Below are 25,756 nucleotides of genomic sequence, written 5' to 3' on the forward strand. Positions count from 1 at the left end.
GCCTGAGGTGCCCTTCGCGGAGGCACCAAAATACTAAGTATACTGAAGACAGTTTTCGGGTTGATCAGGAGGATGCGTGGGTACGGCGGAGGCTTCAATTATCAGGGTGGCCTCCGTGCCGCACAGCCAGGTCTACATCCGGCACACAGGGGCCGTCCCCGGTGAACCGCAGACCGTGGCGCGGCTCGCCGACCCCGACCCCCGCAACCCCGGCCAGTCCACGGAGGCAAAATGGTGGCCCCCGGTCATGCTGGATGCCGGCTGGATCCGGGAGAACGCGGACAGTTTCGACCTGATGCATATCCATTTCGGCTTCGACGCCATTTCGCCGGAGGACCTGCGGGCCGTCACGGCGGAGTTGAAGGCCCAGGGAAAGCCGCTGGTCTACACGGTGCACGATCTGCGCAACCCGCACCACCTCACTCCGGAAGCACACGACGCGCAGCTGGATGTCCTCATTCCAGCAGCGGATGGACTCATTACCCTCACCCCCGGTGCCGCCGATGCCGTCTCGCGCCGGTGCGGCCGCCGGCCGCAGGTGCTGCCGCACCCCCACGTCGTCCCGCTTGACGAGCTGGAACGGCGCCAGTCCCTGCGGCTTGCAGCGGGTCCCCGTGAAGAGTTCCGCGTGGGGATCCACCTGAAGAGCCTGCGCCCGAACATGATGGACGGAGCGGTCCTGCCGGACCTGCTTGACGCCGTGGAGCAGCTTCCCGGGGCCGTGCTGCAGGTCAACGGGCACCCGGACATCCTTACCCCGGGCGGGGACAAATACCGTCCGGAGCTGCACCGCTGGCTGACGGACGCGGCGGCGGCCGGACGGCTGGAGCTGGAGGTCCGGGACTACTTCGATGAACCGCAGCTGTGGGACTACCTCTCCAGCCTGGACGTCTCCGTCCTGCCGTACCGCTTCGGCACCCACTCGGGCTGGCTGGAGGCATGCACCGACCTCGGCACTAACGTGCTGGCTCCATCCTGCGGCTTTTACGCCCAGCAGCGCGCCGCAGTCACCGAATTCATCCACGACGAGGACGGACTGGACGCCCAGTCCCTGGCCACTGCGCTCAAGCAGGTGCATGCTTCCCGGCACTGGCCGGGAATGAGCCGGGAGGAGCGGACCGCCGAGCGCAGGCAGGTAGCCGCGGCCCACGAAGAGCTCTACCGCTCCCTGCTCTCCGCCTAGCCCGGCGCTTCTCCTCCCGGGGCCGGTCCGGCGGTCCGCAGAGCCTGTTCCACGGCGTTCAGCCGGTCCGGGGTCAGCGGGCTGCCGGGAAACCGTGCCAGCCGCCGCAGGGGCAGGCTTCCCATCAGCGCCAGCGCTGCGGCCAGGCCGCCCGCCCCGGATGTTTCTTCCGTGCCGCCCTCCGTGCCGCCGCCGGCCAGCCCACCCAGGAGTTCCCTGCCCAGGGGATGCGCAAGCCATTCTGTCACGGTGGAATCCAGGGTCAGCGGAGCCGTGGTAGCAGTGCCGGTTCCGGGCAGCTCGACGGTTCCGCTCAGCCGGATGTCCCGTGAGGAGGAGCCGACGTCGATCCGGCAGGTTCCGGCGTCGCTCATCCAGCGGTGCGCTGCCGGGTCGAACCTCGCCAGCGCCGCCAGCGGCACGGCCAGGGACACTGTGGCCGACGCTCCGGGCTCCAGGAACACCTTGCGGAATCCCCGCAGCTCGCGCGGTGGCCGGACTGCGGGTCCGTCCGGTCCGCCCGAGTACACCTGCAGGACTTCGGCTCCGGCCCGGGTGCCGGTGTTCGTCAGGGTCGCGGCTACGGACAGGGCTGGCCCCGTCCCGGTGTCCGCTACGTGCAGGTCCAGGTTGCTGTACTCGAAGGTGGTGTAGGACAGTCCGTGGCCGAAGGGGAAGGCCGGTTCGATGGCCCGCGCGTCGTACCACCGGTAGCCCACCAGCACGCCTTCCCCGTAGCGGACAGTGCCGGCCTCGCCGGGGTAGTTTCCGAACGCCGGTGTGTCTTCAATCCGCTGCGGAAAGGTCTCGGCGAGCTTGCCGGACGGGTTCACCCCGCCCAGCAGGACGTCCGCGAGGGCTTGGCCGCCGGCCTGTCCCGGCAGCCAGGCTTCCAGTACGGCTGGAACCTGCGAGGCCCAGCCGGTCTCGACTGCGCCTCCGTTGAACAGGACCACAACGGTCCAGGGGTTCGCTGCCGTTACCGCCCGAAGCGCCGCCAGCTGGTTGGCCGGCAGGGACAGATCCGGGCGGTCGAAGCCTTCGGACTCCTCAGCTTCGGTCAGGCCAAGGAAGAACACCACCGCGTCTGCGGTCGAGGCTGCGGTTTCCGCTTCGGCCACGAGCTGCGGATCGGGTGTGCCGTCCAGCCGGTACGCGGCGGCGAAGACGGCCGCGGCGGTCCGCTCCGCGAGGGCATCGAGCGGCACGCTGACCCGGGTGGGTGTGACCTGGGACGAGCCGGAGCCCTGATACCGGGGAGTGCGGGCAAGTTCGCCCACCACGGCCAAACGGAGCCCTGGGGAGAACGGAAGGATTCCGCCGTCGTTCTTCAGCAGCACCATGGACTCCGCAGCGGCCCCGCGCGCCAGTTCATGGTGCTCCGCCGCGTTCACTGTTCCGGCACGGGGAGGAGAGGTGCGGTCAGCCAGCTGCAGCAGCCTCGCAAGGGAAGCATCAATCATCTCCCCGTTGACGGTGCCTGCCTCGAGGCCCGCCTTTAGTTCGGCCGGCCCCAGGCCGGAACTTGCGGGCATTTCCAGGTCCAGTCCGGCGTCGAGCGCGGCCGCTCGATCGGTGACGGCACCCCAGTCGGACACGACCAGGCCGTCGAACCCCCAGTCACTGCGCAGCACGGTCTCCAGGAGCCAGGCATTTTCGGCGGCGTGGATACCGTTGACCTTGTTGTAGGCAGCCATCAGGGTCCATGGATGCGCGGTGCGGACCACTGTTTCGAAGGCCGGCAGGTAAATCTCGTGCAGGGTGCGTTCATCCACGGACACATCGATGCGCATCCGGTCCGCTTCCTGGTTGTTCGCCGCGAAGTGCTTGGGGCAGGCCGCTACGCCTTCGGCCTGGAGGGCGCGGACCCAGGCCGCCCCCAACGTGCCGGCCAGCAACGGGTCTTCCGAGAAGTATTCGAAATTGCGTCCGCACAGGGGAGTGCGCTTGATGTTCAGCCCGGGTCCCAGGACGACGTCGACGTGCGCGGCGGCGGCTTCCTTCGCGGTCGCCGTGCCGAGGCGGGCCAGGAGTTCCGGGTCCCAGGAACAGGCCGTCAGGCATTCCGCCGGGAAGCAGGTGGCCGGCAGGGCGTCGCCGATTCCCGGTTCGGTGTCGCTGCGGGGCCGCCGGATCCCGTGCGGCCCGTCCGCGAGGACCAGGGATCGCAGCCCCGCTGCCGGGGCAGCGGCCGTGGTCCAGAAGGACGCCCCGGAGAGCAGGGCGGGTCTATCGGCCGGCGGGATAGCGGATACCCGCTCCCGCTGCACGGAACCGGGCGGCTGGTGAGGCATGGACGTTGGCATGTGGCGGAGTCTAGGGGTCCGGCTGCACCTCCCGGAAGAGCACCGGTGCTTGAACCGCTGCCTGTGTCGTGCCCCAGTGACGTCCCCCCGTGACGTCCCCCAGTGCCGCCGCCCGGTGCCGTCCCCCAGTGCCCGGCCCTGTCCGCGGAACACGCCCTGCCGCTAGTGTTTCGGTAACGAAGCGCAGCGCAGAAGCCGGGCCCCCCGTGGACGGAGCAGACGAATGATCAGCCAGCTGGACCGTTACCGGCAGATCGCCGAAATCCTCTACCGCAACGGCTTGGGCTTCCTGGTGTCCGCCCTCGGCCTTGAGGGCAGGCTGCCGTTCCGCCGCCAGCAGGGTCCGGAGCCTGCCGGGCGTCCCCGTACCCGGCCCCAGTATCTGCGCACTGCCCTTGAAGAGCTTGGCCCCACCTACGTGAAGATTGGCCAGCTGCTATCCACCCGCCCGGACCTGCTTCCTCCCGACTACCAGCGGGAACTGGCGAAGCTGCAGGACGACGCCGAGGCGGTGCCCTGGGCGCAGATCTCGGACGAGCTGCGGCAGGAACTGGGCGGAGACCCGCTGGAAGTTTTCCGGTCCTTCGACACGACCGTGATGGCGAGTGCTTCGATCGGGCAGGTCTACGCCGCCACCCTGAAAGGCGGCACCGAGGTGGTGGTCAAGGTACGCCGGCCCGGCATCGCCGCCCAAGTGGACCAGGACCTGGAAATCCTGCAGAACCTTGCCAACGCGGCCGCTAAACGCTGGGAAGCCGCCCGGGACTACGACCTCACCGGACTGATGGATGAATTCGCCGCCACCCTGCGCTCCGAGCTGGACTACCTCCAGGAAGGACGCAACGCGGACCGCTTCCAGGCCAACTTCGAAGACGACGCGGCGATTACCATCCCCGGCGTGTACTGGGACTACACCACGTCCCGTGTCCTGACGATGGACCGGCTGGGGGGAATGAAGGTCACCGATATCCCCGCGCTCGACGCCGCCGGGATCGACCGCCCGGCACTCGCGGTGGCCGCGGCGCGCGTTGAAATGAAGATGGTTTTCGATGACGGGTTTTTCCATGCCGATCCGCACCCCGGGAACCTGTTCGTGGAGCCCGGCGGGCGTGTGGGGCTGATCGACTTCGGCATGGTGGGGGAGGTTGACGAGAAACTGCGCAGCCAGCTCTCGGCGCTGTTCATTGGCATTGTCCGGAAGGACCCGGAGCGGATCACCAATGCGCTGGTGCGGATGAACGCTTCCGGGCGGAGGGTGGACCGGGTGAAGCTCAGGATGGACCTGGGGCCGCTGATCCGGCTGTATTCGGGCAAGGACCTGGGCACCGCGCCGGTGGGAACCATCATCAGCACTGGACTGGGCATCCTGCGCACGCACCACATCCAGCTTCCGCGGGAGATGGCGCTGCTGCTGAGGATGCTGATCATGACCGAAGGCATGGGCGAGGTATTGGATCCCAACTTTCGGCTGGGACCGACACTGGGCCCGTACGCACGGCGGATGGCGTTGCAGCAGCTCAATCCGGTGAAATATGCCCGCAGAATCGGCCGGGCCGGTACGGAGGTCCTGGAGCTGGGTGCGGAGCTGCCGGAGCAGGTGCGCCGGCTGATCAACACCCTGGATTTCGAGGGTGTGGAGGTCCATATCCGGGCCGAGGAGCTGTTGCCGCTGGTTCAACGGTTTGAGCGGGTGGGAAACCGGCTGGTGGCGGCCATCTTCGCGTCGGCGTTTATCCGGGGAGTGGGGGAGCTGACCCTGGGCGATTCCTCCCGCTGGAAATCGTGGCAGGCCCCGTTGATGAGTGCCGGGCTGGCGTCAACCGGCGCCTTGGGCGGATACATTGCCTGGACATCGCGCCGGGCCCGCCTGCGTGGCATGTGAAGCGGAGACAGGTCCGGGGCGGGAAAGTTCCCGCCCCGGACCCGGAGATGACGCGTACTGCCGGTGCCTACACTGCTAGGCCTGCGCCGGCCGTACGGGAGCGACGGTCTTGGCCAGGCCAAGGCCCAGTTCCGCCGTCGGAGTGTGCGCGGTTTCCTTGGCGGTGAGGGCGGAAATCGCGGCGATGGCGCAGATGGCACCGGTGAACATGCTGGTCACCACCCAGCCCCCGGGTTCCAGCCCGCCGATTGCGGCAACAATGGACGGCGCAAAACCGGCCATCAGGAAGCCCAGCTGCGTGCCGATGGCCAGGCCGGAGAAGCGGACCTTGGCGCTGAACATCTCTCCGTAGAAGGACGGCCAGACGGCGTTCGCCGCCGCGTAGCCGCAGGAGAAGACGGCCACGGAGAGGGCGAACTGCAGCAGCGTGTTACCGGATTCCATGGACAGCAGGTAGAACGGCATGATCACCGCGCTTGAAACCGCACCGTAGATGAAGACCGGACGGCGTCCGATCCGGTCGGCCAGCCGGCCGAACAGGGGCTGCGTGAACAGTGCAAAGACGTTGCCGGCGACCACGAGCCAGAGCGTAATGTTGGCGTCCACGTTGCCCACCTCGGTGCCGTACTTGATGGCGAGGGTTCCGTACACGGTGGAGACGGCCGCGATGAAGGCGCAGCAGATGACGCGCAGCACGTCGCGCCAGTGGTCCTTGAGCAGGACACCCACCGGCAGCTTGGCGATTTCGTTGCGTTCCTTCGCCTCCGTAAAGGTGGGGGTTTCATGCAGCGAACGGCGGATGAAGTACGTGACGATGACAACCACGGCACTGAGCCAGAACGGGATGCGCCAGCCGATGCCGTACTTGATATCGTCCGGCAGGGCCACAACGGGAATGAAGACCAGGGCGGCAAGGATCTGCCCGCCCTGCGTGCCGGTCAGTGTCCAGGAGGTGAAGAACGAGCGGCGGTTGTCCGGTGCGTGTTCCAGGGTCATGGAACTGGCACCGGCCTGCTCGCCGGCGGCGGAGAGTCCCTGCATCAGGCGGCAGAAGACCAGCAGGACCGGGGCCCACCAGCCGATCGTGTTGAAGTCCGGCAGGCAGCCGATCAGGAAGGTGGACCCGCCCATCAGCAGGAGGGTGAACATGAGGACCTTCTGGCGGCCCACCCGGTCACCGAAATGTCCGAGGATGACGGCGCCAACGGGCCGGGCAATGTAGGCGAACCCGAAGGTGGCGAGCGACATAACGCTGGCCTGGGTGTCGGCATCCGGGAAAAACACGCGGGGGAAAATCAGCGCGGCGGCCGAACCGAAAATGAAGAAGTCGTAGTACTCGACGGCACTGCCCATGAAGCTGGCAGTGGCGGCCTTGCGCGGGGTCTTGCCCGTTGCTGGTCCAGCGGTGGCGGATGCGTCCATTGCATCTCTCCTGACGTGGGCGTTGCGGGTGGGGGGTCTGTCTGGGCTGTGGAGCCGGTCCACGGGGTTATTCCGGGGCGGCGGTTTGTGCTGGACCCGGCGTGGAGGTGGGGGTTCTGCTGCACGCCGGCCAGGCTGTGTGCGGAATACGAACGCGTGTGCATTGTCCGTACACTTGAAGTAATGTAGCCCACAGCAAAAGGTCCGGCAAGCTGTGACGCAAGTCCGCAGCAGTGTTCGAAGATCCGGTCCCGCACCCTGCAAGCACCGGAAGGAACCGCCCCATGAGTGGCACCGAGGAATCGTTCATTGTTGGATTGATCGGGGAAGGAATCACGGCGTCTCTCACCCCTCCTATGCATGAGCGGGAAGCCGACCACCAGGGACTGCGGTACATCTACCGGCCGATCGACCTTACACTGCTGGGCCGCCCGGGCTCCGATGTTGGAGCGCTGCTGCGCTGGGGACGGGACCTGGGCTTCAACGCCTTCAACGTTACCCATCCCTGCAAGCAATTGGTCCTGTCCGAACTGGACGAGGTGTCAGACGACGCCGCCCGGCTGGGGGCGGTCAATACGGTCCTGATCCGGGACGGCAGGTTCATCGGACACAACACCGATTTTTCCGGCTTCGGCGGCGCACTGGCCGGCGGGCTTCCGGACGCCGCGCTGGGCTCGGTGGTGCAGCTGGGCGTGGGCGGCGCGGGTGCTGCCGTGGCGTATGCCCTGCTCAAGGCGGGTACGGCAAAGCTGACGCTGCTGGACCTGGACCCGCTGCGCGCAGCCGAACGCGCTGCTGCCCTGTCTGCAATTTTCCCGGAACAGGTAATCACCGCCGGTACGCCCGCGGACCTGCCCGCAGCCCTTCCGGACGCTGACGGGCTGGTGCATGCCACCCCCGTCGGAATGCACTCCCACCCCGGCCTCGCCGTGGACCTCGACCTGCTCAGCCCTTCCCAGTGGGTGGCCGACGTCGTCTACCGACCGGTCGAAACGGAGCTGATCCGGGGCGCCCGCGCCCTGGGCTGCCCGGTGCTCGACGGCGGACGCATGGCCGTGGGCCAGGCCGTCGACGCCTTTGAACTGATTACCGGCATCCGGCCCGACGCCGCGCGGATGCTTGCGCACTTCCACGAACTGATCGAACAGGGCCGCTGAGGCCGGGATCGGAGCGCCATGCGTACCTCAATTGCCACTGTCTGCCTGAGCGGCACGCTCGAAGAGAAGATGCGCGCCTGCGCGGATGCGGGTTTTGACGGCATCGAAATCTTCGAGCCGGATCTTCTGGTGTCGCCGTCCAGCCCGGAGCAGATCCGCAGCCTCGCTGCCGGACTGGGCCTGACCCTTGACCTGTACCAGCCGTTCCGTGACTTCGAGGGCGTCGAGGATCCCCAGCTGGAGGCCAATCTCGCCCGCGCCCGGGCGAAGTTCGAGCTGATGAACCGGCTGGGCATCGACACCATGCTCCTGTGCAGCAACGTCGCCACGGCGACGCTTGATGACGACGCCGTGGTGGCCGCCCAGCTGCGCCGGCTGGGGGAGCTGGCGGCGGGCTACGGGGTGAAGGTTGCCTATGAGGCCCTTGCCTGGGGAAAGTACGTCAACGACTTCGAGCATGCCCAGCGCATCGTGGACCTGGCTGACCATCCGCAGATCGGTACCTGCCTGGACAGTTTCCACATCCTTTCCCGCGGCTGGGATCCCGCAGCGATCGAGAAGATCCCCGCAGAGAAGATCTTCTTCGTCCAGCTGGCGGATGCGCCGGAGCTTTCCCTGGACGTCCTGTCCTGGAGCCGGCACTACCGCGTCTTTCCCGGCGAGGGTGCTTTCGACCTGGTCCGGTTCATGGCCCACCTGGTCCGCAGCGGCTACGACGGACCGGTTTCGCTGGAGATCTTCAACGACGTGTTCCGGCAGACGGCCGAGGACCGGACGGCCGTGGATGCCATGCGGTCCCTGATCTGGCTGGAGGAGCGGACGTCGTCGTACCTCGGCGAGCACGACGGCGGGACGCGCTACCCGATGTCCCTGGCCACGCTCCCCGGCGTTGCCGAGCCCACCGGGTTCAACTTCGCCGAGGTGAAAGCCGAAAGCCCGGATACGGTCTCTGCGCTCCTGCATCAGCTCGGCTTCACCTTCGCCGGACGGCACCGGACCAAACCCGTGCAGCTGTGGACCTCCGGCTCCGCGCGGGTCATCATCAACGGCCAGCAGGCCGGCGGCATGGAGCCGGGTATTTCCGCGCTGGGCCTGGATGTGCAGGACCCGCAGGCCGCAGCCTCACGGGCGGTGCAGCTGCGCGCCCGTCCGGTGAGCCGGCGCAGCCAGGCGGACGAACAGGTGCTGCAGGCGGTGTTCGCCCCCGACTCCACGGAAATCTTCCTCTGCGAAGCCACGGCCGACGGCACGGCTGCCTGGGCGGATGAGTTCGGCCCGGCAGCCCCGGCCGGCCACGGGGAAAGCTCCGGGCCCGCGGCGCAGCCCCTGATTTCGGCCATCGACCACATCAACCTGTCCCAGCCATGGCAGCACTTCGACGAGGCGGTGCTCTTCTATGAGTCCACCCTGTCCCTCACGCCGATCGCCTCGCAGGAGGTCCCCAGCCCCATGGGCCTGGTCCGCAGCCAGGTGATGCGAAGCGCCGACGGCGGGGTACGCCTGGCATTGAACATCGCTCCGTTGATTGTGGAATCCGAACCCGGCGGCGCGGAGTACCCCCAGCATGTGGCTTTCACCTCCACCGACCTGGTCGCCACGGCCCGCCAGGCCGTCGAGCGGGGGCTGAGGTTCCTGCCGGTGCCGGCCAATTACTACGAGGACCTGGCTGCCCGTTTCCGTCTCGATCCGGACTTCCTGGCCGAATTGCAGGACTTGAACCTGCTCTATGACCGCGACGGCGACGGCGAATTCCTGCACTTCTACACGGGGACGGTAGGTAACGTGTTCTTCGAAGTCGTGGAGCGCCGAGGCGGCTACGAAGGCTACGGTGCGCCCAATGCACCCGTCCGGCTGGCCTCCCAGTACCTGGCTTCCCGGGGGGAAGCGAAACCGAAGGTGCGCTAAGTGGAGGAGGCCGCCGGGTACTACGTCAAATCAGTCGAGAAGGCCTTCGCCGTGCTGGGCGCATTCACGCTGAACGTGCCCGAGCATACGGTCAGCTCGGCGGCCGCTGCCGCCGGAATCAGCCGGGCCGCCTCGCGCCGGTTTCTCCTCACGCTCCGGGACCTCGGCTATCTCGGCTTCGACGGGACCACGTTCCGGCTGGCACCACGCACCCTGGACATCGGCTCGTCGTTCCTGGCGCACCTTTCGCTGCCGCACGCAGCCGAGCCGCACCTGAAACAACTTTCCACGGACCTGGGCGAGACGACGTCGCTGTGCATTCTGGACGGAGCCGACGTCGTCTACGTTTCTCGGATCACCTCTGCCCGGCTGGTGCGCGTGGCGGTGAACGTGGGGACGCGTTTCCCAGCCTGGGCCACTTCCATGGGCAGGGTGCTCCTGGCGTCCCTGCCAGAGCCGGAACAGGAGGCCTATTTCAGCACGGTGGAACTCCAGCCCTACACCGCGCACACCGTTCGTACCGTGGAGGAACTGCGGTCGGCGGTGCGCGACGCCGGCGAGCAGGGCTGGTCACGGGTGGCCGATGAGCTGGAGGACGGCCTGCGGGGCGTGGCCGTTCCGGTCCGCAGCGGCGACGGCACCGTGGTGGCGGCTGCAAATGTATCGCTGCAGCTGCACAGCTCGGAACGTGTCCAGGAGACGGTGGTCCCGCCGCTGCGGGCCGCCGCAGACCGGATAGGCCGCGACCTAGGCTAGCTAGTCGCTGTACTCGCTGGCTTTGTAGATACTCAGCCCGAGCATGCCGGCAATCTGAGCCACGGCCCGCTGCGCCTTGACGCTGTTACCCACGGGATCCAGCGGTGGCGCAAATCCGGCAATGGCCAGTTTTCCAGGCATCACCGCCAGGATGCCGCCGCCCACACCGCTCTTGGCCGGCAGCCCCACGCGGTAGGCCCAGTCGCCGGATGCTGTGTACATCCCCTCCATCGTGATCTCTGCGAGCATCGCGGGGATGTGTCCGGGCTGGACCACCCGGTCGCCGCTGAGGGGATTCACGCCCCGGTTCGCGATGGTTGCTCCCATCGCGGCCAGGTCCCGGGCGGTGACCAGGGTGGAACACTGCCGGGTATACACGTCACAGGCTTCCATCGGATCCGAGTACATGGTGCCGCCCGAGTACAGCAGCCAGGCAATGGCCCGGTTGTGGAAATTGGTCGACTGCTCGGATTCGTTCACCTCGTCGCTCAGATGGATCTGCCGGCCGGCAAAAGCACTCTGGACCTGCAGGATCGCCTCCCACCTGTCCTCGGCACTGTCGCCTGGGATCAGCGACACGGTGGACATCGCCCCTGCGTTGACCAGGGGCGAGACCGGGGTGTTGCCGTGGAGCGCAACCGAGATGACGGAGTTGAACGGCTCCCCGGTGGGATCCGCACCCACCTTTTCCTGGAAGGCCGCCAGCCCCACCTTTTCCATGGCCCAGGCCATCGAGAACACCTTGGAGATGGACTCCAGGGCGAACTCGAAACCCGTGTCCCCGGCTTCGAACAGGCGCCCATCCGCCGTCATGGCGCATACACCGAACAGGTCGGGATTCACCGACGCGAGATACGGGATATAGTCCGCGTTCCTGCCGCCGGAGTCAGTCCGGTGGTCCGCGTACGCCGTCTGGACGGCCGCGTCGATTGCCGAAGGATCCAATTTCATACTGCTGAGCTCCCGCCCCTGGATCCTTTGCCGGGTTTGCCGGCCGAAGAGGCCGCCGGGCGGGCGCCCTGGACCGCTGCAGGTTCCGCGGGCCCGCCGCCGTCGTCGTGCGAATACGTCACCGGGAAACCGGAGGATTCCGCTTCCCGGGTCAGCTGCTCGGTGGAAATGCCGGACTCGGTGATCGTCCCTGGATGCGTATGTTCAATCTGCCAGGTGAATGGAACGAACTCGCTGCCCGGGTCCCGCCAATGCGGCTTGCGGAACGCATAGATAAGGAACGGCAGGATCACCATCACCACAGCTCCACCCACGAGGATGCCGACATACACTGCCGGGGAGCCGACCTGAATCTGGTCGGGCGGAATGAAGCTGAAGGCAAATGCCATCAGCGAACCGAGGAATCCGACACCGCCGATGATCCACATCCCGACGTCGCCGCCCGGCACCCGGTAGGGCCGCGGCCGGTTCGGCTGGCTGTAGCGCAGGTAGATCGCGGCAGCGAACATCAGCATGTACATGATGAGGTACAGGATCACCGTCAGCTGGCTCAGGATCTGGTAGGCGGCCTGGACCGAGGGCAGCACTACGTAGGTCAGGCCCAGTGCGGTGACCATGAAGGCCTGGAAGAACAGGATGTGGGTGCCCATTCCGTTCTTGTTGGTGTGCTGCCAGAAGCGGGGCAGATAGCCTGCCTTCGCCACGGCAAGCATGCCGGTGGACGGACCTGCCACCCATGTCACCACACCCGCGAGCACACCGATCAGCAGCATAAAAGCCACCACCGGGCCTGCCCAGCCGATGCCCGCCCATTCGAACATGTCGTTGTAGGAGGTCAACAGGCTCTGGGTGAGGTTGATGTCGGCCTGGGGCACCACGAACGCGATGGCCAGTGTTCCCAGCACAAAGATCAGGACGGTCCCCGCCGCCGCGGTCAGCACGGCAATCGGGTAGTCGCGGGTGGGGTTCTTGACCTCCTTCACGTGGATGGCGTTCATTTCCATGCCGGCGTAGAACAGGAAAATCGAGGCGGCAAGCACCACGTTCGAGAAGTTGCCGAAGTCAGGAAGCAGTTCGCCCCAGCCCATCTGGATCTGCGGGGTATTGCCCGCAAAGAAATAGGCAAAACCGAGCACGATCAAAATCACCGCCGGGATGATGGTGCCGATGATGCCGCCCCACTGGCTCACCCGCGAGAAGGCCTTCGCGCCGCGGAAGGCGATAAACGTGGCCAGCCAGTACACCACCAGGACCACCGCGAGGACGAACAGCTTATTTCCGGCGAGCTGGGCGTCCAGATTCTGGTTTTCCCCGGTATACGCCAGCGACACCGCGCCGAACGTCAGCACCGTGGGGAACCAGATGGTGACCTCGATGAAGAGCATGAACATGGCCAGGAAGGCCCAGCGTGGGCCGAATGCCTCACCGACCCAGCGGAACACCCCTCCCGTTTCCGGCCACCCCGTAGCCAGTTCGGCGGCCACGATGGAAACCGGAATCAGGAACAGAACGGCTGCAAGGACGTAGTAGAAGATGGAACTCAGCCCGTACTCGGCCTCCGATGGAAGCCCCCGGAGGCTGACCACGGCCACGATATTCATTACCGCCAGGGCGCCGATGGTGATCTGTGCCTTTTGCTTTGATGTGGCCCTTGACCGATCATTTCCTGACGAACCGGAATTTGCTGCTCTCGAATCGCTCATTCCACCCACCTCCTCTTAGTGATGGAACCCGGGCTGCCTTAGTGATGGAAGCCGGGTTGCTCCGTTTCGCGGGGCATCGGGGAGCTCAGCCGTTCCAGATACGCCGTTTCCCGGCGGATATCCGCCAGCAGTTTTTCGGCCAGGTCCAGGCTCAGCCCGTTGCGGACGACGATCCGTTCCACGGTGAGGTTCGAGAGGTCATCCGGCAGGGGATAGGCAGGCACCAGCCAGCCCCTCGTGCGGAGCCGTTCCGCCAGGTCATACAGGTTCCACTTGTCCGTATGGCCTTCCTTCAGCCGCCACGCGAAAACCGGGATGTCCGACCCGTCATTCCACAGTTCAAAGGGACCCATCCCTGCGATCGCACTGGAAAGGTGGAGCGCCACGTCCTGGCAGGCCTGCTGGATCCGGGCATAGCCGTCCCGGCCCAGGCGGAGGAACAAGTAGAACTGGAGGACAACCTGCGCGCCGGGACGGGAGAAGTTCAGCGCGAAGGTGGGCATGTCCCCGCCGAGATAGCTGACGTAGAAGATGAGGTCTTCCGGCAGCCACTGCCGTTCCCGCCAGACCACCCAGCCGAGACCCGGATAGACCAGGCCGTACTTATGCCCGGAGGTGCTGATGGAGTGCACCCGTTCCAGCCGGAAATCCCATTCCAGGTCCTGCTGGATGAACGGGGCGATCATGGCGCCGGAGGCCCCGTCCACGTGGATGGGAATGTCCAGGCCGGTGGAGGACTGGATCTCGTCGAGCTTGGCGGCGATGTCCTTCACCGGCTCGTACATGCCGGTATAGGTCACTCCCATGATGGCAACGACGCCGATGGTGTTTTCGTCAACGTAGTTTTCCAGCCCGAAGCCGTCCAGGCACTTGTGCTCCTCGCTGATGGGCACCAGCCGCGGCTCGACGTCGAAGTAGTTGCAGAACTTCTCCCAGCACACCTGTACGGCTGAACTCATCACGAGGTTCGGCTTGTCCGTGGGTTTTCCCTCGCTGCGGCGCCGGTGCTGCCAGAGCCGCTTAAACGCCAGTCCGCCCAGCATGCAGGCTTCGGAGGAACCGACGGTCGAGGTGCCGATGGTTTCCCGGGGGGACGGCGCATGCCACACGTCGGCCAGAATCTGCCAGCAGTTCTGCTCGATCTGTGCAGTCTGGGGGTATTCGTCCTTATCGATCATGTTCTTGTCGAACGTTTCGCTGTAGAGCCGGTTGGCGTGGTCGTCCATCCAGGTGCTGACAAAGGTTGCCAGGTTCAGCCGGGCGTTGCCATCCAGCATGGTTTCGTCGTGGACAATCTGGTACGCCGTTTCCGGCAGCATTTCGCCCTCATTCAACCGATACTTTGGGGCGGCCGTTTCCTCGCCCGGCCGGGCGAAAAGGGGGTTTACGGAAAGGGAATCGAAATTATTCTGCGCCATTTTGGAAGCCTCTCATCGGCGGTGTGCCATCCGGCATCAGGCCGTAGTGAACGGCGGTCGGAATCCTCATCGGGCTGCGCGCAGGAAAAACTATACGCGCCGCCAAAATCCATGACTAGGCTTGAGGCTCCGAGCGACGGGACCGGTGCCAAAACAGCGGGAAAGCCTGTCCACGGCCCGGATTCCACCGGTCTTCCATTGAGGAACGCGGGGCAGCGGACGTACCCTTGCGGCACCGTTTGTTCCGCCACGCGCCCCGGCCGCTCCAACCAGGTCGAGCCACCACTACGGCCGCCACCAAGCCGCCGGACCGGGCAATAGACAAGGAGATATCCATGGCTTCCCTTGCACGACGCGAGCGTTTTGAACTGCCGGACCAGGTCCGGAAATTCTTCGAAGGGGACTGGGAGGTTCCGGCCTTCCCTGTCGAGGAATACCAGGACGGACCCAACATGGTCATCAGGGCAGAACTGCCCAACATCAACCCCGAGCAGGACCTGGACGTCACGGTCAGCGACGGTGTCCTGCACATCAAGGGGGAGCGGAAGGAACAAACGGAGCACAAGGGACGGCATGGATACCGTTCCGAGTTCCGCTACGGGTCATTCACCCGTGAGATAGCGCTGCCTGCCGGTGCAAGCCAGGACTCCGTCACCGCAACCTACAACGACGGCGTCCTGGAGATCCGCGTGCCCGTCCCCGAGGTGGGACCGACGTCAACCAAGGTTCCCATCTCGCGGGGCTAGGGCCGCCTTCGGCTCCACGGGCACCAGGGACCGGCATGGTTGTCTCTCCCGCTGAACGCGGGAGCACGAGGAGATTCCCGGACTGGTTGATGGTTGCCACCCTGGGATGCGGCGGGATTGTGGTCTCGCTCGAAAAGACGTCGGTGGTTCCGCTGCTTCCGGAATATCCCCGGATTTTCGGTGTCACCACTGATGACGTGTCCTGGCTGGTGACCGTCACGCTGCTCTCCGCAGCGGTGGCCACACCCATTATTTCCCGCCTGGCGGACATGTACGGGAAACGCCGGATGCTCCTGGTGGCCATGGTCCTGATGGTTGCCGGCGCCTTCACCGCCTCGATCGGAGGAACGTTCACCTGGGCGCTTGTTGGCCGTGGCCTGCAGGGTTCAGCCGGCGCCGTGATTCCGGTGGGAATCAGCATCCTCCGGGACGCCCTGCCACAGCAGAAGATCGCCGGAGCGGTTGCGTTGATGAGCGCCAGCTTCGGGATCGGCAGCGCCCTGGGCCTTCCCCTTGCAGGGCTGGTCTACGAACGGCTGGGGTGGCAGGCCACGTTCTGGGTGGTGGGGGTTGTCGGCATTGTGTTGATAGCCGCCGTCGTCGTGTTTGTCCCGGAATCGAACGTCCGTGCCCCTGCACGGTTTGACTACGCCGGGGCCGTGCTGCTGTCCGCGGGGATGACGGCGGTGCTGCTGGCCATTACCAAGGGCGGAGTTTGGGGCTGGACCAGTTATCCGGTCCTCGGCCTGTTTGCCGCCGCGGCCGTTGCCTTTGCTCTGTGGTTCCCCGCAGAGCTGCGTAACGGCCAGCCCCTGGTGGACCTGAGGACCTCCGCCCGCCGCCCGGTGCTGCTGACCAATATCGGAGCCGTCCTGGTCGGGTTTTCGATGTACGCCAACATGCTGGTCACCACGCAGCAGCTGCAGCTGTCGGGCGAGACCGGCTACGGCTTCGGCCTGAGCGTGCTCACGGCCGGATTAACCATGATCCCGTCAGGGCTGGCGATGGTGGCGGCTGCTCCGGTTTCCGCCCGGATCACCAATATGTTCGGCGCCAGGGTAACCCTGGCGACGGGCTGCGCCGTGATGGCTGCCGGCTACCTGGCACGGTTCCTCTTCGTCGGTTCGGTAACCGAAGTTATTGTCGGAGCGGTGATCGTCTCGACCGGCACGGCAATCTCCATGGCTGCCATGCCGACCATCATCATGAGCAACGTTCCGCTGACGGACACGGCGGCGGCGAACGGCCTCAACACCCTGCTGCGCTCCGTCGGCACCTCCACCTGCAGCGCCGTTGTGGCAACAATCCTCGCCTCGCTGACAGTGACGGTCTCCGGGACCACCTTTCCCGGCCTGGATGCCTTTCGGACCATTTTCGTGCTGGCCGGCTTCGCCGCCCTGGCTGCCACCGGCGTAGCCTGCCTGATCCCGCCCTCACGCAGGCACGAGGCCACCCATCCAAACGCCGTTCCCGGCGGGCGGCAGCTGCAGAGGGCGGAAGAAAAGCGGGAGATCATGGTCAGCGGACGGCTGATCGCAGCAACCGACGGCAGGCCTGTGGACCGGGGGACCGTCACCGTTGTCGACAGTGACGGACGGCCGGTGGACTGGGGCCGGGCCGACGACGACGGCCGGTACGCTGTCCTGCTTCCGGGAGACGGACGCTACGTTATGGTCGCCAGCCACGTCCGCTGGCAGCCGGTTTCCGAAGCGGTTACCTTCCCCCGTGCTTCCGTAACCCATGACATCCACTTTCGCCGGCCCCTGCTTCTCACCGGCCGCGTCCGGCACGCCGGCAGGGCCGTGGCCAACGCACTCGTGATCCTGGTCCGGCCGGGAGGGGCAACCTCCGCATCCGCCCGGTCGGACAGCGGAGGCAACTACGAGCTGGCACTGCCCGGACCCGGCATCTATATCCTCAGTGTCCTCGAGCCGGACGGACAAACCACGCACAGCCGCCGGGTGGTGCTGCCCGCGCCGGACGCCGTGGTCGACGTCGATCTCGGAGGGCGGGAGCCGCGCACCGGGCTAAGGATCTGACCTCTCCCGCCGCGGGCGAGATTAAGGGCACATCCGCCGCTTTGGTACGCGCCTGCCCCAGCGCATACGATCAATCTGGCGTAACGCGGGCGTCGGCACTTTTACGTGCCGAGTCATGACCCGCTGCGCGGATTCTTTTCCTCGTCTTTAGATAGGGTATTTGGTGGACCTCACCCTCATGGTCGCGCTGGTGATCGCGCTAGCACTATTCTTCGACTTCACCAACGGTTTTCATGACACCGCCAACGCGATGGCTACCCCCATCGCCACCGGTGCCATCAAACCGAAAACCGCCGTCGCACTGGCGGCCGTGCTTAACCTGGTGGGTGCTTTCCTCTCCACAGAGGTAGCCAAAACCATTTCCGGCGGACTCATCAAGGAAGGTGAGGGAGGGATCCAGATCACCCCGGTCATGATCTTCGCCGGCCTGATGGGTGCAGTCATCTGGAACCTGATCACCTGGCTGCGGGGACTGCCGAGCAGTTCCTCCCACGCCCTGTTCGGCGGCCTCATCGGTGCCGCCATAGTCGGAGCCGGATTCGGTTCGGTGGATTACTCCGTGCTGATGTCCAAGGTAGTCCTGCCCGCGCTGATCGCGCCGTGCATCGCCCTGTTCGTGGCCTACCTCGCCACCAAGCTGGCGTACCGGATCACCCGCCGGCACGATCCCGATTCAGGCAGCAAACTGCCCCGCAAGCGCGGCGGCTTCCGCTACGCCCAGATCTTCTCCTCCTCCCTGGTGGCTCTGGCGCACGGCACCAACGACGCCCAGAAGACCATGGGTGTGATCACCCTTGTCCTGGTTGCCGGCGGCCTGCAGACCTCCGGAACCGGCCCCGCGTTCTGGGTGGTCGCGTCCTGTGCCATTGCCATTGCCGCCGGAACCTACGCCGGTGGCTGGCGCATCATCCGCACCATGGGAACGGGCCTGACCGAGGTCAAGCCGGCACAGGGCTTCGCTGCCGAAACCAGTACGGCCGCTGCCATCCTGGCGTCATCCCACCTGGGCTTCGCACTGTCCACCACACAGGTGGCCTCCGGCTCCGTGATCGGTTCGGGCCTGGGCCGCAAGGGCGCCGAGGTCCGTTGGGGCACGGCCGGTAAGGTCGGCGCCGGCTGGCTCCTCACGCTTCCCGCCGCCGCCGCTATGGGCGCCATCGCGGCCCTCATCGCGTCCATCGGCACTGCAGGTGTGGTTGCAATCAGCATCATCGGCACCCTCACCATTCTCGGCATGTTCCTGTGGTCCCGCCGCAGCCCGGTGAACCACGACAACGCGGTCAGCGACATTGAAAACGCCGGCGAAGTTGTCCGCATCAAGAAGCGCCGCGGCAAGAACACCCGCAAGGGCAAGAACAGCAACTCCGGCAAGAACAACAAGAACGGCAAGAACGGCAACTCCGGCAAGCGCGGCAGCAGCTACGCCGCCAAGGTCAAGGAAGGTTCCAAATGAACATCCACTGGATGGACTACCTGACGGTCTTCGGTGTCACACTGCTCGCCGCACTGACCGTGGTCTGCATCTATTCGTTCGGGGTTCGGCTGTACGCGGTCTCACTCGATGCGGATACCGCTTCCACCCCGCGCAACCGGGTCGCCCTGGCCAAAGCCGGCGCATACACCTGCTTCGCACTGAGCGCGGTAGCGGTGCTGTTCGGCATCTACCTGATCGTTCCGGCGCTGCACGGCTAGTAGTTCAGCTCCGGCAAAAAAGGCCCGCAGGATCATTTGATCCTGCGGGCCTTTGACGTTGGTGGAGCCTAGTTCTGCGACGCGGCTTCGGGAGCGTAGAACGGGTAGTCCGTGTAGCCTTCGGGCCCGAACGAGTAGAACGTCGCAGCGTCCGGCGTGTTCAGCGGCAGGTCTTCCTGCCAGCGGCGCACCAGGTCCGGGTTGGCGATGGCCGGCCGGCCAACGACGACGCCGTCTCCAAGTCCGTCGTCCATGATGGCCAGGGCTTCCTCACGGGTGGTGAGGGGACCGAAGCCGGTGTTCAGCAGCACCTTGCCGCCGAAGCGGGTGCGCAGGGCCTGGACCAGATCGCCGGCCGGATCGCGGTGCAGGATGCTCAGGTACGCGAGGCCCAGGGGAGCCACGGCATCGAGGAGGGCGCCGTAGGTGGCAAGCACGTCCTCCGCATCCATTTCGAGGCAGTCCTGGACGTTGTGCTCGGGCGAGATGCGCAGGCCAACGCGGTCGGCACCGATCTCGGCGGCCACAGCGGTAATCGTTTCAATGACGAACCTGGCGCGGTTCTCCGGGCTGCCGCCGTAGTTGTCCGTGCGCTGGTTCGTTGCCGGGGAGAGGAACTCGTGCAGGAGGTAGCCGTTGGCACCGTGCAGTTCCACGCCGTCGAACCCGGCGTCGACAGCTGCCCGGGAGGCGCGCACAAAGTCCGCGGTCACCGAAGCCAGTTCCGCGGTTTCCAGTGCGCGGGGCACCGTGTAGGTCTGCTTGCCGTCGTAGGTATGCGACATACCGTCCACCGCGATGGCGCTCGGTGCCACCAGGTCCTGGCCGCCGTTGATGTTCGGGTGCGTCACCCGGCCCGCGTGCATGACCTGTGCAACGATCCGTCCGCCGGCGTCGTGCACGGCGTCGGTGACCTTCCGCCAGCCTTCCAGCTGCTCGGGATCCACCAGGCCGGGCTGGCCGGGGAAACCCTGGCCCTGGCGGCAGGGGTAGGTGCCCTCGCTGACAATGAGGCCCAGGGACGCGCGCTGGCTGTAGTGCTCAACCATCATCGGCCCGGGATTTCCGTCGCGTCCGGCGCGCTGGCGGGTCAGGGGAGCCATCACAAGGCGGTTGGACAGCTCAAAGCTGCCGGCGGTCATCGGGGAAAACAGGTTCACTAAGTAACTCTTCCTCTAGTTCGCCGCTGTCCAGGCCCGCAGTGCGGGGAAACAGCGGCAGTGTGGTTCTGTAGGCGGCAACCCGGAGCCCACCGAACCTATTCCGCCGGAGGCACCGACTGTGGCGAAGCCCATACCTCTGGGGCTGGAGGCTGGCTACCATGGCCGCATGGTCCGGACTGTCTATTACGCCTCGGTTTCCCTTGATGGGTTCACGGCCGATGAGGCCGCCGGCGGGCACAGCGGATTCCCGGTGGCGGAATCACCGGCGAATGCGGGTGCCGTCGTGATGGGGGCGGGCACCTATGCGCGGCTGCGGCGCCAGGCAGTGGACGGCGGCGCGTGGGACTGCCCGCCCGGTCCGGTCTGGGTGTACACGCACCACGAGTTCCCCGGCATACCCGGCGCCGACATCATGTTTGTGCGCGGACCCGTGGCCGAGTTCGCTGCGGACATTTCCAGCTCGGCCAGCGGCGGGGACGTTTGGCTGCGGGGTGCGGACCTTGCCGGGCAGTACCTGCACCACGGGCTGCTGGACGAGCTGCGCCTGGTGGTGCATCCGGTGCTGCTGGGCAGTGGCCGCCCGCTGTTGACCGCGGCGGCGGAACAGCCGGTCCTGCTGAGCGCGGCTCCGTCCGCCGACGGCAGCGTGCGGCTCTGCTACGGATTCGCCCCGCGCTAGCGGGACTCCCGGATCATGTTCGTGATGCGGGCCGTGGACAGCCTGCGGCCCGCCTCGTCGGTCATGACCACTTCGTGCGTGGTCAGGGTGTTGCCCAGGTGCACGGCCGTGGCCGTTCCGGTGACCAGCCCGGAGGACGCCGACCGGTGGTGCGTGGCACCGATTTCTATCCCAACGGCGTGCCGCCCGGGTCCGGCATGGATCCCGGCGCCGAAGGAGCCGAGGGTCTCGGCGAGGACCAGGTGCGCCCCGCCGTGCAGGATGCCGGCCACCTGCTCGTTGCCTTCCACCGGCATGGTGGCCACCAGCCGGTCCGCGGACATCTCGAGGAAACGGATGCCCATCTTCGCCACCAGCCGGCCCACGCCGTGCGCGGACAGCCAGGCGTGCATCTCCTCCGGGACACCGGCGTCGATAAGTTCCTGCTTATAGGGTCCGGCATCCGCCTCGTGGCCGCCGGAGCCCGGCGTGAAAATCTCGCTCATGGCAACTAGGCTTGCATCTGTGAGTGAATCTACCAAACTGGCCGCGGCCCCCCTTAAGAGCGAGACAGACGACAGCACGGAAGGCGCCGGGAAGGGTATTACCCCCGAAGGGGAGGCGGCCCCTGCAGGGACAGCCGCAGCGTCCCTGGGAACCGTGAATGCCGGGGGACACAACCGCCTGCTGGTCATTGACGGCCACTCCATGGCATTCCGGGCCTTCTATGCCCTGCCGGCCGAAAACTTCTCCACCGATACGGGCCAGCACACCAACGCGGTGTACGGATTCACTTCCATGCTTATCAACCTCATCAAAGAGGAAAAGCCCACGCACGTTGCCGTGGCCTTCGACCTGGACACCCCTACCTTCCGCTCCGAGGAATACACCGAGTACAAGGGTGGCCGGAACAAGACCCCGGAGGAATTCCACGGCCAGGTGGACCTCATCATCAAGGTCATGGAAGCCATGCGCATCCCCACGCTGTCCATGGACGGCTACGAAGCCGATGACATCCTGGCCACACTCGCCGAGAAGGCCTCCGCCCGGAACTGGGACGTCATGGTGGTGTCCGGCGACCGCGACGCCTTCCAGCTGGTGGATGACCACGTCACCGTGTTCTATCCCAAAAAGGGCGTCTCCGACCTTCCGCGCATGGACGCCGCAGCTGTCGAGGCCAAGTACCTGGTTCCCCCGGACAAGTATTCCGACCTCGCCGCCCTGGTGGGCGAGAGCGCCGACAACCTGCCCGGCGTTCCCGGCGTCGGCCCCAAGACGGCCGCGAAGTGGATCAAGCTGTACGGCGGCCTTGAGGGCATCCTCGAAAACCTGGACGCCATCAAGGGCAAGGTCGGCGATTCCCTGCGCGAGAACATCGAGGACGTCAAACGGAACCGCCGCTTGAACCGGCTGCTGCGCGATCTCGACCTGCCGGTGGACCTGGACGCCATGGCGGCGCAGCGGCCCGACCGGGAAGCGATCGAAGAACTCTTCGACGCCCTGCAGTTCAATGCGCTGCGCAAGCGCCTCTTCGACGTCTACGGAGAAGAGGAAGGGGAAAGCGCCGCCCACGCCGAAGTTGCAGCGCCGCCCCACAGTGTGATCACCGGCGCCAAGGACCTCGACGCCTGGTTCCGTGGCACCAACCAGGCACGCACAGCGGTGCAGCTGGTCACCGAGGGCGCAGCCGGAGCGCGCGACGTCGTCGGCCTGGCACTGGTGACTGATGCCGCGGCTGCCTATGTACCGCTGACCGAGCTCGACGCCGAGGCGGAGCAGGTCCTTGCCGCGTGGCTGTCGGATCGGGACGCGCCCAAGGTCGTGCATGACTTCAAGGAGGCGTACAAGTCCCTCGCCGCCCGCGGGCTGCACCTGGCCGGGGAAGTGGACGACACCGCCATCTCCGGCTACCTCATCCAGCCGGACCGCCGCAGCTACGAACTGGCGGACCTGGCCCAGTACCACCTGCGGATGAACATCGTTCCCGCCGCGGCCGCCAGCAACCAGCTCGAGCTTTCCCTCGGCGATGAAGACGCAGCCACGCCCGCAGTGTCCAAGGCCTTCGCGGCCCTGCGCCTCAGCGAGCACTTCTCCGGCCAGCTCGTGGAGCGCGGTGCCAACCAGCTCCTCGGCGGCCTGGAACTGCCGCTGTCCGAGGTCCTGGCGGAGATGGAGCTTGCCGGTATTGCCGTGTCCATGGAGAAGCTGGACCGGCTGCTGGACGATTTCAGCGCCACCATCACCCACGCCAGCGACGAGGCGTTCCGGATCATCGGCAAGGAGATCAACCTTGGGTCCCCGAAGCAGCTGCAGGTGGTCCTCTTTGACGAGCTCGGCCTCCCGAAGACCAAAAAGATCAAGACCGGCTACTCCACCGACGCCGATGCGCTGACGGACCTGATCGTCAAGACCGGGCACCCGTTCCTGGAGCAGCTGCTGGCCTTCCGTGACGCGTCGAAACTGCGCTCCACCGTGGAAGGGCTGCGGAAGTCAGTGGCCGACGACGGACGCATCCACACCACGTACGCGCAGACGGTCGCCGCCACCGGCCGCCTGTCCTCGATCAATCCCAACCTGCAGAACATCCCGATCCGCTCCGAAGAGGGCCGGCGCATCCGCGAAGTGTTTGTGGTGGGCGAGGGCTACGACTCGCTGCTGACCGCCGACTACTCGCAGATCGAAATGCGGATCATGGCGCACCTTTCCGGCGACGAGGGCCTGATCTCCGCCTTCAAAGCGGGCGAGGACCTGCACCGCTTTGTTGGTTCGCACGTGTTCAACGTCGCTCCCGAAGACGTCACCAGCGCCATGCGCTCCAAGGTCAAGGCCATGTCCTACGGCCTGGTCTACGGACTGAGTTCGTTCGGCCTCTCCAAGCAGCTGGCCATCCCGGTGGACGAGGCCCGCACCCTGATCCGCGACTACTTCGAACGGTTCGGCGCCGTGCGGGACTACCTGCAGGGCGTCGTCGAGCAGGCCCGCAAGGACGGCTTCACCTCCACCATCGAGGGTCGCCGGCGCTACCTGCCGGACCTGTCCAGCGACAACCGGCAGCTGCGTGAAATGGCCGAACGCGCCGCGCTCAACGCGCCCATCCAGGGCTCCGCTGCGGACATTATCAAGAAGGCCATGCTTGGGGTGGACGCGGAGCTGAAGGCACAGTGCCTCAAATCCCGGATGCTGCTGCAGGTCCATGATGAACTGGTCCTCGAAATCGCGGCCGGCGAGCGGGACGCGGTGGAGAAGCTCGTGCGGGAGCAGATGGGCGCAGCGGCCGATTTGTCGGTTCCTCTGGACGTCTCCGTCGGCGAGGGCATTAGCTGGCACGAGGCCGGGCACTAGCACCACGGCGTTCGGCCGGAAAACAAGGGGGAAGCATGGGTATGGACAGCACTGCCGCGGACGGCCTGCGGATGGTTTCGTTTGCGCCCGGGCTGGACCCGGCGGACCCCGGGGCCGCGGATTCCCGGACCCGCAACTGGTTCGAGGCAGTCAAGCTGGGCTTCCACGAGGAACGTGCCGATCCCGGGCACCTGCCCGGGATGGTGGACGCGTACCAGCGGGACGGGCGCACCCTGACCGCGGTCTACGACGACGAGGCACCGGAGTACGCTTCGGATCCGGCCGTGCCGGTGGCCACCTATGCGTCCATGGCCAACCGGCTTAATGTCGGCGGCCCGGCGCTGCTGCCCGCGCACCTGATCACCATGGTCACCGTCCGGCCCACGCACCGCCGGCGGGGAATCCTTCGCCGGATGATCACTTCGGACCTGGCAGCTGCCAAGCAGGGAGGGTTCGCGCTGGCTGCCCTGACCGCCTCCGAAGCGACCATCTACGGGCGGTTCGGCTTCGGCGCTGCCAGCTCCACCGCCGGCATCGAACTGGATACCCGCGGCGGCCTGGAGTTCACCGCGCCGCGGCGGGGCACGGTTGCCGTTGCCGACAGCGGCAAACTTCTGGCGCTGGCCCCGGAAATCTTCTCCGCCCATCTGGACCGGACCTTCGGGGCCCTGGGCCGGCAGCACGGGTACGCGTTGCGGGCCTCCGGCACCTGGAGCGAGGAAAGCAGCGAACCGGACAAGGGACTGCGCGGGGTGATCCGGTACAACGCCGACGGTGTGCCGGACGGCTACGCCGCGTACAAGTCCCTGGGCTGGCGGACGGAACCACACACCATGCGCATCACCGACCTGGTGGCGGCGAGCGACGAGGCCTACCGCGAGCTGTGGCGTTACCTTGGATCCATTGACCTGGTGGAGCGGTTGACCTTCGGGGTGGCTCCGGTGGAGGATCCGCTGCCGTGGATGCTTGCGGACCGGCGGCGGTACAAGGTCACCTCCGTGGAGGACGTGCTGTGGCTTCGGGTCCTGGATCCGAAGGCGGCGCTGGAAGCCCGGGGCTACGCGGGGAATGGCGCGGTGGTGCTCGACGTCGTGGATCCCCTCGGGTTCGCGGGCGGTGCCTGGCTGCTGGAGGTCCGCAGCGGCGTCGGACGTGTGCGTCCGCTGGGAGCGGCGGAGGACACCGGCCATCGGCGGGTGGAGCTGGACGCCGCGGCACTCGGCTCCCTCTATCTGGGGGCGGTCACGGGGCGGACGCTGGCGGCCGCCGGGGGAGTGCGGGCCTCCGAAGACGCACTGACGGTCCTCGACGAACTCTTTGCCGCCGGGCCTGCACCGTACTGCAGCACGCATTTCTGACCGTGGCAGCGCCGTCCGGGTATTTTGCGCACGCCGGGCAGTCGTTCCCTTTGACCTGCGTTGGCGCGTCCGGCT

General features: G+C 66.4%; 19 protein-coding genes. 12 read left to right on the forward strand and 7 right to left on the reverse strand.

The features are described 5' to 3' along the window. Nucleotides 1–76: 76 nt before the first annotated feature. A complete protein-coding gene (locus QNO03_RS01805) occupies nt 77–1,183 on the forward strand; it encodes a glycosyltransferase family protein (protein ID WP_289601572.1) in 1,107 nt (368 codons plus the stop codon). Here the strand turns inward: QNO03_RS01805 and QNO03_RS01810 are convergent. Then, a complete protein-coding gene (locus tag QNO03_RS01810; protein WP_289601573.1) occupies nt 1,180–3,489 on the reverse strand; it encodes a glycoside hydrolase family 3 C-terminal domain-containing protein in 2,310 nt (769 codons plus the stop codon). The genes QNO03_RS01805 and QNO03_RS01810 overlap by 4 nt on opposite strands. A 223-nt stretch (nt 3,490–3,712) precedes the next feature. Here QNO03_RS01810 and QNO03_RS01815 point away from each other — a divergent pair, with 223 nt between their 5' ends. Beyond that, a complete protein-coding gene (locus tag QNO03_RS01815; RefSeq protein WP_289601574.1) occupies nt 3,713–5,371 on the forward strand; it encodes an ABC1 kinase family protein in 1,659 nt (552 codons plus the stop codon). Between the two features lie 75 nt (nt 5,372–5,446). On the opposite strand, the gene QNO03_RS01820 is transcribed toward QNO03_RS01815, so the two are convergent. Then, on the reverse strand, nt 5,447–6,793 hold the full coding sequence (locus QNO03_RS01820; RefSeq protein WP_229948165.1) for an MFS transporter: 1,347 nt from the start codon (nt 6,791–6,793) through the stop codon (nt 5,447–5,449). A 284-nt stretch (nt 6,794–7,077) separates the two neighbouring features. Between QNO03_RS01820 and QNO03_RS01825 the strand changes: the two genes are divergently transcribed. From QNO03_RS01825 to QNO03_RS01835, 3 genes are read left to right on the forward strand one after another with little or no spacing between them, the layout of a single operon-like run. Continuing rightward, nucleotides 7,078–7,950 (forward strand): shikimate dehydrogenase, encoded by an 873-nt coding sequence (locus QNO03_RS01825; protein WP_289601575.1) that lies wholly within the window; start codon nt 7,078–7,080, stop codon nt 7,948–7,950. Between the two features lie 18 nt (nt 7,951–7,968). Continuing rightward, complete coding sequence (locus tag QNO03_RS01830; RefSeq protein WP_289601576.1) at nt 7,969–9,855, forward strand: bifunctional sugar phosphate isomerase/epimerase/4-hydroxyphenylpyruvate dioxygenase family protein; 1,887 nt, start codon at nt 7,969–7,971, stop codon at nt 9,853–9,855. Next, entirely contained in the window at nt 9,856–10,611 is a 756-nt protein-coding gene (locus QNO03_RS01835; RefSeq protein ID WP_289601578.1) for an IclR family transcriptional regulator domain-containing protein, read from the forward strand. Here the strand turns inward: QNO03_RS01835 and glsA are convergent, their stop codons facing one another. The 3 genes from glsA to gad are packed head-to-tail and all read right to left on the reverse strand — an operon-like array spanning nt 10,612 to nt 14,683. Next, nucleotides 10,612–11,562: a glutaminase A gene (gene glsA / locus QNO03_RS01840; protein WP_289601579.1), complete on the reverse strand. Its 951-nt coding sequence runs from the start codon at nt 11,560–11,562 to the stop codon at nt 10,612–10,614. It abuts the gene before it with no gap. Next, nucleotides 11,559–13,265, reverse strand: coding sequence for a glutamine/gamma-aminobutyrate antiporter GadC (gene gadC, locus QNO03_RS01845; RefSeq protein WP_289601580.1), 1,707 nt, complete (start codon nt 13,263–13,265; stop codon nt 11,559–11,561). Before gadC ends, glsA begins: the two co-directional genes overlap by 4 nt. A gap of 38 nt (nt 13,266–13,303) precedes the next feature. Next, nucleotides 13,304–14,683 (reverse strand): glutamate decarboxylase, encoded by a 1,380-nt coding sequence (gad, locus tag QNO03_RS01850; RefSeq protein ID WP_229948178.1) that lies wholly within the window; start codon nt 14,681–14,683, stop codon nt 13,304–13,306. Between the two features lie 335 nt (nt 14,684–15,018). Between gad and QNO03_RS01855 the strand changes: the two genes are divergently transcribed. The 4 genes from QNO03_RS01855 (at nt 15,019) to QNO03_RS01870 (ending at nt 19,160) form a co-directional block, all read left to right on the forward strand. Beyond that, complete coding sequence (locus QNO03_RS01855; protein ID WP_229948180.1) at nt 15,019–15,429, forward strand: Hsp20/alpha crystallin family protein; 411 nt, start codon at nt 15,019–15,021, stop codon at nt 15,427–15,429. Between the two features lie 35 nt (nt 15,430–15,464). Next, nucleotides 15,465–17,468 carry an MFS transporter gene (locus QNO03_RS01860; protein ID WP_289601581.1) on the forward strand — a complete coding sequence of 668 codons (2,004 nt, stop codon included), beginning with the start codon at nt 15,465–15,467 and terminating at the stop codon, nt 17,466–17,468. Nucleotides 17,469–17,631: 163 nt separating this feature from the next. Further along, nucleotides 17,632–18,921, forward strand: a complete 1,290-nt coding sequence (locus QNO03_RS01865; protein WP_289601583.1) for an inorganic phosphate transporter — start codon at nt 17,632–17,634, stop codon at nt 18,919–18,921. Then, nucleotides 18,918–19,160 carry a hypothetical protein gene (locus QNO03_RS01870; protein ID WP_231707466.1) on the forward strand — a complete coding sequence of 81 codons (243 nt, stop codon included), beginning with the start codon at nt 18,918–18,920 and terminating at the stop codon, nt 19,158–19,160. The genes QNO03_RS01865 and QNO03_RS01870 overlap by 4 nt, the downstream gene beginning before the upstream one ends. A 68-nt stretch (nt 19,161–19,228) precedes the next feature. On the opposite strand, the gene QNO03_RS01875 is transcribed toward QNO03_RS01870, so the two are convergent. Further along, on the reverse strand, nt 19,229–20,302 hold the full coding sequence (locus QNO03_RS01875) for an alkene reductase (RefSeq protein WP_289602042.1): 1,074 nt from the start codon (nt 20,300–20,302) through the stop codon (nt 19,229–19,231). A gap of 187 nt (nt 20,303–20,489) precedes the next feature. Here QNO03_RS01875 and QNO03_RS01880 point away from each other — a divergent pair, with 187 nt between their 5' ends. After that, nucleotides 20,490–21,002 (forward strand): dihydrofolate reductase family protein, encoded by a 513-nt coding sequence (locus tag QNO03_RS01880; RefSeq protein ID WP_289601584.1) that lies wholly within the window; start codon nt 20,490–20,492, stop codon nt 21,000–21,002. On the opposite strand, the gene QNO03_RS01885 is transcribed toward QNO03_RS01880, so the two are convergent. Beyond that, nucleotides 20,999–21,487, reverse strand: coding sequence for a hotdog fold thioesterase (locus QNO03_RS01885; RefSeq protein ID WP_289601585.1), 489 nt, complete (start codon nt 21,485–21,487; stop codon nt 20,999–21,001). The genes QNO03_RS01880 and QNO03_RS01885 overlap by 4 nt on opposite strands. A 202-nt stretch (nt 21,488–21,689) precedes the next feature. On the opposite strand from QNO03_RS01885, the gene polA reads away from it, so the two are divergent. Continuing rightward, nucleotides 21,690–24,323: a DNA polymerase I gene (gene polA, locus QNO03_RS01890; protein WP_502874539.1), complete on the forward strand. Its 2,634-nt coding sequence runs from the start codon at nt 21,690–21,692 to the stop codon at nt 24,321–24,323. Between the two features lie 35 nt (nt 24,324–24,358). Beyond that, on the forward strand, nt 24,359–25,681 hold the full coding sequence (locus QNO03_RS01895; protein ID WP_289601589.1) for a GNAT family N-acetyltransferase: 1,323 nt from the start codon (nt 24,359–24,361) through the stop codon (nt 25,679–25,681). The last annotated feature ends 75 nt before the right edge of the window (nt 25,682–25,756 follow it).

Origin of the sequence: Arthrobacter sp. zg-Y877, assembly GCF_030373105.1 — a bacterium.
In the GTDB taxonomy this organism is placed as follows: Bacteria; Actinomycetota; Actinomycetes; order Actinomycetales; family Micrococcaceae; genus Arthrobacter_B.